The following is a 13,511-nucleotide window of genomic DNA, read 5'->3' as shown; positions in this document are numbered from 1 at the left end:
ACTATATTTCGGTTTTTAAGATTTTCGCTTGAACAATTGGAACCCACCTATTACAACCGTTGGAATGGCCGCCATACCAAGAACGAGTAACCATTCTCTCAAATCAAGTGAAACCGTGTGGAAAATAGTTTGTAACGGTGGATAATATATAACAACTAACATTAACAACGTTGATAATAACACTGCATAAACTAAATATTTATTTTCAAAAGGGTTACGGTGGTAGACGGAGTACTCACTCCGACAATCAAAGACATGAATAAGCTGAGCCATCACTAGTGTCACAAAGGCCACAGTTTGTGCTCGGATTAATTCATCCGGATGCCCTTGTAAGGTGAGCCAAAAAGCAATAATTGTAACGATCCCTATCATAAAACCTCTACTTATAATTTTCCATGCTAACCCACGAGCAAAGACACCTTCAAATTGGCTCCGTGGTTTCCGTTTCATCACATCGCCTTCAGCTTGATCCATTCCTAACGCTAAGGCTGGTAATCCATCTGTCACAAGATTTATCCAGAGAATTTGGATTGCAACGAGTGGTAGAGGCATACCCAAAACCATAGCAATCAGCATGACTAAAATTTCTCCCACATTGGAAGCGAGCATATACCGAATAAATTTGCGGATATTTTCATAGATATTCCGTCCTTCTTTTATCGCTTCCTTAATCGTTGCAAAATTATCATCACTTAAAATAAGCGCAGAGGCTTCTTTGGCTACATCTGTTCCAGTAATCCCCATCGCAATACCAATATTGGCGGCTTTTATGGCAGGTGCATCATTCACACCATCTCCAGTCATAGCAACGACATGTCCCTTTTCCTGTAAGGCTTTAACAATTTTTAATTTATGCTCTGGTGTTACACGTGCATACACATCAACCTCATCAACGACCTGGGCGAGCTCCTCCATCGACATACGTGAGAGCTCTTTACCTGTTAATGACCGACCGTATTTTTGCATAATCCCAATTTCTTGTGCAATGGCACAAGCTGTGAGCTGATGGTCACCCGTAATCATCACGGTTTTAATACCCGCTTCTTTACATTCACGCACAGATTCAATTACTTCAGGTCTTGGTGGGTCAATCATGCCTTGAATGCCCACTAACGTCAATTGACGCTCTGCCATCGAGGCTTGTGAACATGTTTCGCCTTGGTTTAATGGTTTATAAGCGACAGCAATCGTTCTTAATGCGTGGCTTGCCATACTTGTTAATGTTGCGTCCACCTCCGCCTTTCGCTTTGGTGTAAAGGCTTCTTTGCCATTTTGATAAAGGAGTGATTGACACTGACCTAATACAACATCTGGCGCACCCTTTGTCACGACAAATTGTCTGCCGCTCCTATCTTCTACGATGACACTCATCATTTTTCGTGTGGAGTCAAATGGAAATTCATGCACCCGTGTATAATGCTCGTCTAGTTTCTGGTCATGATAACCAGCTTTCATGCCTGCTACAATTAATGCCCCTTCCGTCGGGTCACCATCAATCAAATATTGACGTGCTTCTTTTCTAAGTAATCCCTTCCGATCCGTTTTCTCCATAAGCTTCGCATTATTACATAACATAGAAAAGCTTAATAGTTGTAATAAGTTTTTTTCACGTTGCACTTCCACAGGCTTTCCACCGAAAAGGAAAGAACCATTGGGCTCATAACCATTGCCGGTCACTTTCCAACCTTTCCCTGCCGTCCAAACCTGGGTGACTGTCATATTATTTTGTGTTAATGTTCCAGTCTTGTCTGAACAAATAACTGTGGCACAACCTAATGTTTCAACTGCAGGCAACTTACGAACAATCGCTTTTCGTTTGATCATCCTTTGAACACCGAGTGCTAACGCAACGGTTACAATTGCCGGTAATCCTTCTGGAATCGCAGCAACAGCTAAAGAAACCCCTGATAAAAACATTGTATAAATGTCATAACCTTGTAGAACACCTGCTGCCACAACCATGGCTGTTAATAGTAAAGCGATAATAATGAGAATTTTTCCAAGTTGCTCGAGCCTTCTTTGTAATGGTGTTTCTAAGGACTGTGTCGTTTGAAGAAGATGAGCAATCTTTCCCATCTCTGTGTTCATTCCTGTGGCTATCACTACACCCGTTCCATTTCCTTGTGTAATGAGCGTGCCCATAAAGGCCATATTTTTTTGGTCACCCATTTCAAGCTTGTCAGCTTGTATAGCTTGAGCTTGTTTTTGTACGGGTACGGACTCACCTGTTAAAGAGGATTCTTCGGCACTAAGAGCATTGGCCTTCAGCAAGCGAATGTCTGCCCCTACCCGATCTCCACTTTTCAGCTTGACAATATCTCCTGGAACTACTTGGCTTGAGAGGATTTTCTCCCAAATACCATTTCGTAATACATTCATCTGTGGAGCAGACAGTTCCTTTAATGCTTCTAGGGACTTTTCTGCTTTTCTTTCTTGGACAAATCCCAAAACTCCGTTTAATAAAACGATAAACATAATCGTAATGGCATCAATATACTCACCTAATAAGCCTGAGATTAACGTTGCAACAAGTAAAACGAGAACCATAAAATCTTTAAACTGCGAGATAAATAAGGCTAGGCTTGATATTTTCTTTCCGTCGTCTAACTTATTAGCCCCAAAAAGTTTCAAACGTTTTGATACTTCTTTTTCTGACAAACCTTGTGTTGCGTTGGTCCCTAACTCTTTTTCCACATCCTCTGCTTTTTTTCGATACCAATCCACTTTCTCACCTCACAAGCTTTTACTCTCTGACAACTGCACATTCATGGGAGTATTTATGCTCCTACAAGCGATCTTATTCAGTCTCGTCCCAAAACATGCTATACTCAATGAAGCAAATGTGGATTTCTAGCTGAAAGGTAAAAAATGGACCATGAATTCTCACTACTAAAACACTCACCATACTTTCTGTAGTGATGATAGCAACATAAATAGAGTGGATTATACGTAAATGAAAGAGGTGAAGCCGATGTCATTTGATGGAATGATGACAAGAGCGGTTGTGAAGGAAAGTCATGACCTATTGAAGACAGGTCGAATAAATAAAATATATCAACCATTTAAAACAGAGTTGATTGTATCCATTCGTGCTAAAGGAAAAAGTTATTCATTACTCCTATCTGCGAATGCTCAATTTGCACGTGCACATTTAACAGAGGAGAAATATTCAAACCCACAAACGCCACCGATGTTTTGTATGCTGTTACGCAAGCATCTTGAAGGTGCCTTTATTGAAGATATTACTCAACTTGGTTCCGAACGAATGATGATGATTGATTGTCAAACGAAGGATGAACTCGGTGATGAAACTAAAAAAAGGTTAATCATTGAAATTATGGGTAAGCACAGTAATATTGTCTTAATTGATAAACAAACAAACATGATTATAGATAGTATCAAACATGTTAGTTTTGCCCAAAGCAGCTATCGAGCGGTTTTACCTGGTCAAGAATATAAACGTCCACCCATTCAAGATAAAATTGATCCTATGCAGGCAACAAGTGAAGATATTTTACAGAAGATTGATTTTAATGCAGGCAAAATCGACCGACAAATTGTCGAACAATTCACAGGCGTATCACCCTTAATAGGACGTGAAATCATCGACCGAGCCAAAATGGTCAATTCCCGTTCTTTACTCGATGCTTTTTTTGCTGTTATGGAACCTATCAAGGAGCATCAGTACTATCCGCAAATGGTCATATCCAACTCAAAGGAATTTTTTACGGTCGTACCCTTGCACCACCTAAAAGGAGAATCACGCGAATTTTCAACTGTCAGTGAAATGCTTGATCGTTACTTTTACGGTAAAGCGGAACGCGATCGTGTTCGTCAGCAAGCACATGATTTAGAGCGCTTCTTACAAAATGAATTACAAAAAAACAAAAAGAAAATAACAAAGCTAGAACGCACGTTAGAAGATGCTGATAAGGCCCATGAATATCAAAAGAAGGGCGAACTTTTAACCGCACATATGCACGTAATGAAGCGTGGCGATCAAAGGGTTTCTGTCGTTGATTATTACGATCCAGATGGACAAGAATTAACGATTACGCTCGATCCACAAAAGTCTCCATCTGATAACGCTCAATCCTATTTTAAAAGATATACAAAAGCAAAAAATTCCATTGCAATTGTCATGGAGCAAATTGAAGCGGCTCAGAAGGAAATCGTCTATTTCGAACAACTCATCCAGCAAATGGAAAGTGCTGCACCTAAGGACATCGAGGAAATTCGAGAAGAGCTCGTGGAAGAAGGATATTTGCGTAAACGTCCTCAAAAAGGTGATAAAAAGAAGAAAAAGGATCATAAACCTCTTTTGGAACGGTATGTATCTACATCAGGCTTGGAGTTTTTTGTTGGTAAAAACAATAAACAAAACGATTATTTAACGAATCGTTTTGCTAGGCAGGATGAAATTTGGTTCCATACAAAGGATATTCCTGGTTCCCATGTCGTCATTAGAAGTACGGAACCAGATGAGCAAACCTTAATAGAAGCAGCCACCATCGCTGCCTTCTTTAGCAAAGCCAAACTATCAAGCTCAGTCCCTGTTGATTACACAAAAATTCGACATGTAAAAAAACCAAACGGAGCTAAGCCAGGTTATGTAATTTATGACAACCAAACGACATTATACGTAACACCCAATGAGGATTTAGTGCTGCAATTACGGCAAAAAGGATAATAGTCATTTGTTATATTCAACAAAAAGAGAGAGCCTTTTTTGGCTCCCTCTCTTTCTCTTATTCGCTCCATTGGTGCTCCAATCGTAAATTTTGTAAAGAACTTTTTTGTAAGTAAAAATAGAACCTCACAATGGAGATTCTATTTTTTAGTTCGAAGTATTCACCTATTTACTTATCCACCGATATGAGACATTTCTATTTTCGGACGATTATTATTTCCATCTAATGAACGTTCAACGGAGTAACGATCGTCACGTTTATTCCAGCTTTGTTGAATTTCTTGTATGATCTCCTCATCACTGTGACCGTCCCTTAATAAGGACTTAAAATCGTGACCTTTCGTTGCGAATAAGCACGTGTATAATGAACCTTCTACAGAAAGTCTTGCACGTGTACAAGAATGGCAAAAAGCATCTGAAACGGAGGAAATGACACCTACCTCATCATCAGAACCGATGTATTTAAATCTTGAGGCAACCTCACCGGTGTAGGCTGGCTCTAAAGCCTCTAAAGGCATTTCGGCATGTAATCGTTCAATAATCTCTTGCTTTGTAATAACTTCATCGTACTTCCAGCCATTAGACGTTCCTACGTCCATGTATTCAATAAAACGTAGCATATATCCTTTTTCACGGAAAAATTTAGCCATGGGGACAATATCGCTGTCATTAACTCCCTTTTGCACAACCATATTCACTTTAACCCCTAGACCAGCGTCTGAAGCTGCTTGCATTCCTTTTAAGACCGGCTCTATTCCTATCCCCTTGCCATTAATTCGACCAAATTTTTCACTATCAAGACTATCTAAGCTAACGGTTACACGTTTTAATCCAGCTTCTTTTAAAGCTTTTGCGTGTCGCGGTAATAAGACTCCATTCGTTGTCATCGCAATATCTTCAATGCCTGTTGATTGAGATAGTTTCGCAATCAGTTCTGGTAAATCCTTTCTCATCAAAGGTTCACCACCGGTAATTCTAAGCTTTTGAAGTGATGTCGCACGATGAAAAAGCATAACTAATCTGTTCAATTCTTCAAAACTTAATATTTCATCCTTTTTCAAGAATTGGTAATCTGGCCCAAATATTTCTGCTGGCATACAATAATGGCAGCGGAAATTACATCGATCTGTTACTGAAATCCGAAGATCTTTTAATGGGCGCTTGAAATAATCGAAAATCGCCTCATTTTGATTGGTCATACTTACACACTCCTAACTAACTCAACACGTTCTATACATATGTTATTATTCTACCATGAAATCATATACTCGTATAATATACAAGTATTCATAACTTTCTTTTTTTGATTAGTTGAGGTCTTTTGTATGAAAGTGGACTTCGGATGATGGGTTGTGCCTTGAAGTTAGCTGGTCATCCATCTTGCTGTAAAAAGAAAGTTAATGATGATACTACTGCTACACCACTGCAATCATTGAAAAAAGAAGAAGCTGAGTGATTAAGTAAGAGGCTGGGACACAAGATTTTCAGTAACTAAAAAAGTCGAATTATTATTAAAATTGCTAACACAGCATATTACAATAGTTCGGCTTTCTGTATTTAGATAATAAAATATAAATGTTTCATTTGGGTTTGGACACAGCTAAATTAGTTATGTCCCAGCACCTTTAATATTTTCAACCTTAACACCCTTTAATGAAATAAGATATTCAATTAAAACATTACCTTCTGGTGGATTATGAGGACCCGTATATGTGTTGTATTCAACAATAGCAGTATAATCATAATCTTCATTGTCATTTTGTTTTATAGACTTAATCTCCGCATTCCACAAGTCAAATTCTCTGTCTGGATATACATCATTTATAGCTTTATTTGTAGCCGGATATAATAGTGTTAAAATTAATTTTGTTTCAATGGATTGTTCAGTAACAGCATCAGCTACATTTATATTTGCTAATAGAATTATCAAAGTGGATAATACCGTTAAAGTTAGCATGAATTTCCACCTGCGCATTACGAATACCTCCTTTTTTTATTAAGTTGTCCAAAAGCGTCATATTAATATACCTTGGGGAGTACTATTATGTTCATCGACCTGTTCTTTCTCTATTTTCTCCTCGATCATGTCGACCTCGGTTACTCATCGACCTGTTCTTTCTCTATTTCCCCCTCGATCATGTCGACCTCGGCTACTCATCGACCTGTTCTTTCTCTATTTTCTCCTCGATCATGTCGACCTCGGCTACTCATCGACATGTTCTTTCTCTATTTTCTCCTCGATCATGTCGACCTCGGCTACTCATCGACCTGTTCTTTCTCTATTTTCCCCTCGATCATGTCGACCTAGGCTACTGATCGACCTGTTCTTTCCCTTTTTTCTCCTCGATCATGTCGACCTAGGCTATTCATCGACATGTTCTTTCTCTATTTTCTCCTCGATCATGTCTACCTCGACTTTTCATCGACATGTTCTTTCTCTATTTTCTCCTCGATCATGTCGACCTCGGCCATCCTTCGGTATGTTCTTCCTCAGCATTCTCCCTTAGTCATGTCGACCGTTTATAAACAAAAAAAAAGCGATAGCTACCCATCGCTTTAAACTTTTTTTTAAACTAGTGACATCCATCGTTCATCGCTTGGATCTTTTCGCCACTCTGTGAGCTTCTCCCAGTCAGAGCTTGTGATAACCCCTTTTTCTTTTGCTACTTCCACTAAAGTCGTATAATTGGACAAGACGGCTGTTTGTAACTCTGCTTCCCGTAAGTTATGGTTTGCTTTTTCTAACTCATATGTAAAAATAGCTACAATTCCTAGCACTTCTGCTCCGGCTTCGCGGATTGCTTTTGCTGATGTAATCGCACTTCCACCAGTCGAAATTAAGTCCTCTACGATGACGACTTTTTGGCCACGCTTGATTAAACCTTCAATTTGACTTTGCTTACCATGACTTTTTGCTTTACCACGAATGTAAGCCATAGGTAGATGAAGCTCTTCACTAACCCAGGCAGCATGTGGGATACCAGCTGTTGCTGTACCTGCCACGACTTCAACTTCCGGATAATGCTCTTGAATTAACGCTGCTAAGCCTTTGGCGATTTCTTTACGAACGATAGGATAAGACATCGTTAAACGATTATCGCAATAAATCGGCGACTTTAACCCAGAGCTCCAAGTAAACGGTTCGTTAGGGCTTAAGCTAACAGCTTCAATATGTAATAAATGCTCAGCAATTTGTTTTTTCATGATTACCCTCCCATTTGGCTTTCATCGTTTGATAGGTTTGATATGGTGTTTCACTAGTTGTTATACTACGACCGACAACAATCGCATAACTACCGAGTTCTCTCGCTGCTTCTGGCGTTACAACACGTTTTTGATCAGCTACATCATCACTAGCTTGCCGAATTCCAGGCGTCACGGTTAAAAAATCCTGACCACAATACCCTCGAATAAGCGGTACTTCTTTAGCTGAACAAACCACACCATCTAACCCTGCTTCCTGTGCTTGCTTTGCATAATGAATGACAACATCTTCTAACGGTTCCCAAATACAAAGCTCATCCTTTAACATCGCTTGATCTGTACTTGTTAATTGAGTGACAGCAATCAATTTTGGACGAACGGATCCTGCTTTCGTTCCGGCCTCCAAGCCTTCTAAAGCCGCCTTCATCATCTCTTTACCACCTGCAGCATGAACGTTAATCATATCAATGCCGAGTCCTGCTAGTACTTTCATCGCTCTTTTTACAGTGTTAGGAATATCATGCAACTTAATGTCTAAAAAAATCGAATGTCCTTGCTCCTTTAATTCATGAATCGCTTGAGCCCCTTCTCGATAAAACATTTCCATTCCGACTTTCAAGTACAGCTTCTCTTCTTTAAATGCAGCTAACAATTCTTTTCTTTTCTCAGCATTATCTAAATCTAATGCTATGATGAGTGGACGTTGCATAATTCTTTCCAGCTCCCCCCGATTAGTTCTGAAATATGGTCAACCCCTAATTCATCAAGCCTTCCAGGCAATTCTTCAATGATTTTTGGACAGGCATAAGGGTCCACAAAATTTTGCGTACCGACAGCGACAGCACTTGCACCTGCTAAGAAAAACTCAATTACATCATCAACATTTGTAATCCCGCCCATTCCAATAATCGGAATATCAACTACTTGACTAACTTGATGTATCATGCGAATGGCAACTGGTTTGATTGCTGGCCCTGATAGTCCACCAGATTGATTGGCTAAAATAGGCTTTCTTGTTTTGAGATCAATTCGCATGCCTAGTAATGTATTAATCATCGTAAGTCCGTCTGCACCAGCTTGCTCAACGGCTTGAGCCATCGCCACAATATCAGAGACATTCGGTGACAGCTTTACATACACCGGTACTTGCGAAACACGCTTTACCTCTTTGGTCAGTTCTGCTGCTACTTCTGGAATCGTACCAAAAGCGATACCGCCTTTTTTGACATTGGGGCACGATATATTCAATTCAAGAGCTGTGACATTAGGACTTTGTGAAACTTTTTCCGCTACTTCCAAATAATCAGCCATTTCAGAACCTGCGACATTGGCTACAATTGGTACATCATAACGCTCAAGCCATGGTAACTCTTCCTCGCATACCTTAACTAGTCCTGGGTTTTGTAATCCAATCGCATTTAACAACCCTGCCTTCGTTTCCGCTAACCTTGGTGTTGGATTACCATATCTAGGTTCTACTGTGGTTGCCTTAACTGCAATGGCACCAAGTTCGCTTAAATCATAAAACTGAGCATACTCTTTTCCAAACCCAAAACAACCAGAAGCTGGCATAACTGGATTTTTCATAGATAATCCTGGTAACTCTATCGCTAATCGATTCATAAAACAACCTCCCCCACTCGGAATACTGGGCCATCTGTACATACCTTTTTATAACTGGCTCCATCTGGGTCATTAGCCAAATGACAAACACAAGCAAGACAAGCACCAATCCCACAGCCCATCCTTTCCTCTAAGGATAAGAAGCCACGAGCATTCGGATATAGATTCGTTAACGCTTGTAACATCGCATTTGGCCCACACGCATATAATGTATCAAAAGATATATCATGTTCTCTAATCGCGTCCGTAACAAAGCCTTTTAAACCATAACTACCATCTATCGTTGTTATAAGGGTTGGTCCTAATTTCTGAAACTCTTCTTCATAAAAGACCGCACCTTTTGACTGGAAGCCAAGGATATGAATAACCTTGACTCCCTTCTCTTGTAGTTTTTGAGAGAGATAGTAAAGAGGTGGTACACCAATTCCTCCACCAACAAGGACAGCTACTTCGCCACTTTTCGTCTCCTCCACCGGAAAACCTTTTCCCAGTGGCCCTAATACATCCACAGTCATTCCACTCATTTTTGCTGCTAACCGTTTCGTTCCAGCTCCTTCAACGCGGTAAAGCATCGTTAACGTTTGCTCATCCGCATTAACATCACAAATACTTAATGGCCTCCGTAATAAAATATCGTCATATTCATCAATTTTCAGATGCACAAATTGACCAGGCTCTGTCATTTGTTTGACTAAAGGACCCTCGCATTTTAGTTCGTAAATACTTTCTGCGATTTGTTTCTGACTTGTAACCGTTAAGATTCCTTGCTTTCTCACCATGTGCTCCCCCTCACTTCTTACGCGTTCATTTGTGGCATACTTTCCGATGAAAAAGTGATTGACTCTATCACGGATAATAATGCTGCGGCTGTATCAATCGATGTTAAACAAACAACACCATTCTCGACGGATTCACGGCGGATTCGGAAACCATCACGGGCAGGCTGTTTGCCTCTCGTTAACGTGTTAATCACAAATTGCGCTTGACCTTGGCGAATGACATCTAAAAGATGTGGCTTCTCATCACCGATTTTATTAACGACCGTAACTGGGATATTCAGACTACTAATTAGTTCTGCTGTGCCAGCCGTTGCCAAAATATCATAACCAATTGCATGGAAGCGTTCCACGAGGCACATCGCTTCTTCTTTATCCTTATCAGCGACTGTAAAAAGAACGGCCCCGTGCTTAGGAATATTCATACCCGAAGCTATTAAACCTTTATATAAGGCTTTTTCAAGTGTACGGTCACGCCCCATCACTTCTCCAGTTGATTTCATTTCTGGCCCTAGAGTTATATCAACACGACGTAACTTCGCAAAAGAGAATACAGGAACTTTGACAGATACTTCTTTTGCTTCAGGATGATAGCCCGTTTCATAACCTAACTGAGGTAATGTTTGACCAAGCATCACTTTTGTTGCTAAGTTTGCCATCGGAACACCGGTAATTTTACTTAAAAAAGGCACTGTTCTAGAAGAACGTGGATTCACTTCTAATACATATACTTCATCACGGTGCCAAACAAATTGGATGTTTAGTAAACCAACAATGTTAAGCCCTCTTGCAATTTTAATCGTTCTATCTACTAATCTTTGCTTTAACTCGTCTGGCACGGTTTGTGGTGGATATACCGCAATCGAGTCACCTGAGTGAACACCTGCACGTTCAATATGCTCCATAATGCCTGGTATATAAACATTTTCACCATCAGAAATGGCATCTACTTCTAGTTCTTTTCCAGTTAAATAACGGTCAACTAATACTGGATGCTTCGGATTCACTTTAACCGCTCGTGCCATATAGTTCAGTAGCTCTTCTTGCTTATAGACGATTTCCATGGCACGCCCACCGAGCACATAAGAAGGTCTTACAAGGACAGGATAACCAATATCGTTCGCAATCTTGACTGCTTCTTCAACCGAGGTAGCCGTTTTTCCGAGCGGCTGTGGAATGTCTAACGCAAGTAAGCTTTGCTCAAACTTATCACGATCCTCCGCACGGTCCATATCATCAAGTGACGTACCGATTATTTTGACGCCACGATTTTGTAATCCTTCTGCCAAATTAATCGCTGTTTGTCCACCAAATTGGACAATCACTCCTTCTGGCTGTTCATGGTCAATCACATGCATGACATCTTCAATCGTTAATGGCTCAAAGTATAATTTATCAGAGGTAGAAAAATCAGTTGAAACTGTTTCTGGGTTATTATTCATAATAATCGCTTCATAACCCGCTTCTTTAATCGCCCAAACCGAATGGACAGTCGCATAATCAAACTCAATCCCTTGCCCAATCCGTATCGGGCCAGAACCTAATACAAGAATACTTTTCTTATCTGTACGAATGGACTCCATTTCTTCCTCATACGTACCGTAGAAATATGGTGTCGCTGATTCAAATTCTGCTGCACAAGTATCAACCATCTTATAAACCGGCATCATTTGATTAGCTTTTCTTTGTTCATAAATCTCTACTTCTGTTACATCCCAAAAACTTGCAATAACTTCATCTGAAAAGCCACGCTCTTTCACCGTTTTCAAAAGCTGCAAATCATTTTTGGCTTCTTTTAATTGCCCTTCATAACGGACGATTTTTTCTAACTTTCTTAGAAAATAACGGTCAATTTTTGTCGCTTCGTAAAGGTCCTCTAAAGCAAAACCACGGCGATAAAGTTCGGCTAGCTCAAATAAACGTTGGTCATCAGCATGTTGGATTCGATGAACTAACTCCTCATTAGATAAGTCATCAAGCTCAGCGTCATGAAGGTGGGCATATCCTGCTTCTAATGAGCGTACCGCTTTTAATAAGGACTCCTCAATGTTACGGCCAATCGCCATAACTTCTCCTGTTGCTTTCATTTGTGTACCTAATTTACGGTTAGCAGCATTAAACTTGTCAAATGGCCAGCGTGGAATCTTGGCAACGACATAATCAAGTGCTGGTTCAAAGCTTGCATAGGTCGTTCCAGTTACCGGGTTTTTAATTTCGTCTAAACTATATCCACAAGCAATTTTAGCTGCCATTTTGGCGATAGGATACCCCGTTGCTTTTGATGCAAGAGCAGAAGAACGACTGACACGTGGATTTACTTCAATAATGTAATATTGATTGCTATGTGGATCGAGTGCAAACTGAACGTTACAACCACCTTCAATCCCTAGGGCACGGATAATTTTTAAGCTTGAATTTCTTAACATCTGATAATCACGGTCTGTTAATGTTTGACTCGGGGCAAACACAATCGAGTCACCTGTATGTACACCAACGGGGTCAAAGTTCTCCATATTACAAACGACAATCGCTTGGTCTTTTCCATCCCGCATAACCTCATATTCGACCTCTTTAAATCCAGCGATACTTTTTTCAATGAGACATTGGGTCACAGGACTGTACTTTAATCCACTTGATACAATTTCCACTAATTCTTCATCATTCGAACAAATGCCTCCGCCCGTACCACCAAGCGTATAAGCCGGACGTACGATAACGGGGTAGCCAATCTTAGCGACAAAAATCTTAGCCTCTTCAAGCGTATGAACAATTTCACTTTCAGGTACAGGTTCATGAAGCTCATGCATTAAAGCCCGGAATTGCTCACGGTCTTCTGCTTGCTTAATCGCCGCTAAGTCTGTTCCTAACAATTCAATGTTGTATGTGGCTAAAATACCCGATTCATCCAGCTCCATCGCCATATTTAAACCCGTTTGTCCTCCTAATGTAGCGACGATTCCATCCGGGCGTTCTTTTCTAATAATGCGACTAACAAATTCAAGTGTAATTGGTTCTATATACACGCGGTCAGCCATCGTTGTATCTGTCATTATTGTTGCTGGGTTAGAGTTAATAAGAATAACCTCATAACCCTCTTCTTTTAAGGCCTGACATGCCTGAGTACCCGCATAATCAAATTCTGCCGCTTGACCAATCACAATCGGACCTGAGCCGATTACTAAAATTCTATGAATATCTGAACGTTTTGCCATCCTACT

9 protein-coding genes are annotated in these 13,511 nt (G+C 40.2%); 1 reads left to right on the top strand and 8 read right to left on the bottom strand.

Annotated features, from left to right (window positions below; genetic code table 11):
* Positions 1–15: 15 nt before the first annotated feature.
* Positions 16–2,724, bottom strand: coding sequence for a calcium-translocating P-type ATPase, SERCA-type (locus PQ479_RS13095; protein ID WP_047987811.1), 2,709 nt, complete (start codon positions 2,722–2,724; stop codon positions 16–18).
* Between the two features lie 247 nt (positions 2,725–2,971).
* Between PQ479_RS13095 and PQ479_RS13090 the strand changes: the two genes are divergently transcribed.
* Positions 2,972–4,690: an Rqc2 family fibronectin-binding protein gene (locus PQ479_RS13090; RefSeq protein WP_047987810.1), complete on the top strand. Its 1,719-nt coding sequence runs from the start codon at positions 2,972–2,974 to the stop codon at positions 4,688–4,690.
* A 173-nt stretch (positions 4,691–4,863) separates the two neighbouring features.
* Here PQ479_RS13090 and moaA read toward each other — a convergent pair whose 3' ends face one another.
* The 7 genes from moaA to carB form a co-directional block, all read right to left on the bottom strand.
* Complete coding sequence (gene moaA / locus PQ479_RS13085) at positions 4,864–5,889, bottom strand: GTP 3',8-cyclase MoaA (RefSeq protein ID WP_047987809.1); 1,026 nt, start codon at positions 5,887–5,889, stop codon at positions 4,864–4,866.
* Positions 5,890–6,299: 410 nt separating this feature from the next.
* Entirely contained in the window at positions 6,300–6,665 is a 366-nt protein-coding gene (locus PQ479_RS13080; protein WP_047987808.1) for a DUF3888 domain-containing protein, read from the bottom strand.
* A 593-nt stretch (positions 6,666–7,258) separates the two neighbouring features.
* Entirely contained in the window at positions 7,259–7,894 is a 636-nt protein-coding gene (gene pyrE / locus PQ479_RS13075) for an orotate phosphoribosyltransferase (protein WP_047987807.1), read from the bottom strand.
* The gene (gene pyrF, locus PQ479_RS13070; RefSeq protein ID WP_047987806.1) at positions 7,875–8,603 is read right to left on the bottom strand and encodes an orotidine-5'-phosphate decarboxylase; all 729 of its coding nucleotides are present in this window, start codon (positions 8,601–8,603) and stop codon (positions 7,875–7,877) included. Before pyrF ends, pyrE begins: the two co-directional genes overlap by 20 nt.
* On the bottom strand, positions 8,582–9,517 hold the full coding sequence (locus PQ479_RS13065) for a dihydroorotate dehydrogenase (RefSeq protein WP_047987805.1): 936 nt from the start codon (positions 9,515–9,517) through the stop codon (positions 8,582–8,584). The genes pyrF and PQ479_RS13065 overlap by 22 nt, the downstream gene beginning before the upstream one ends.
* Complete coding sequence (locus PQ479_RS13060; RefSeq protein WP_047987804.1) at positions 9,514–10,296, bottom strand: dihydroorotate dehydrogenase electron transfer subunit; 783 nt, start codon at positions 10,294–10,296, stop codon at positions 9,514–9,516. The genes PQ479_RS13065 and PQ479_RS13060 overlap by 4 nt, the downstream gene beginning before the upstream one ends.
* Positions 10,297–10,313: 17 nt before the next feature.
* Positions 10,314–13,505: a carbamoyl-phosphate synthase large subunit gene (carB, locus tag PQ479_RS13055; RefSeq protein ID WP_047987803.1), complete on the bottom strand. Its 3,192-nt coding sequence runs from the start codon at positions 13,503–13,505 to the stop codon at positions 10,314–10,316.
* Between the last annotated feature and the right edge of the window lie 6 nt (positions 13,506–13,511).

Origin of the sequence: Alkalihalobacillus pseudalcaliphilus, from assembly GCF_028610675.1 — a bacterium.
GTDB classification, from domain to species: domain Bacteria; phylum Bacillota; class Bacilli; order Bacillales; family Bacillaceae_D; genus Alkalihalobacillus; species Alkalihalobacillus pseudalcaliphilus.
This window is presented reverse-complemented; position numbering and strand designations above follow the sequence as displayed.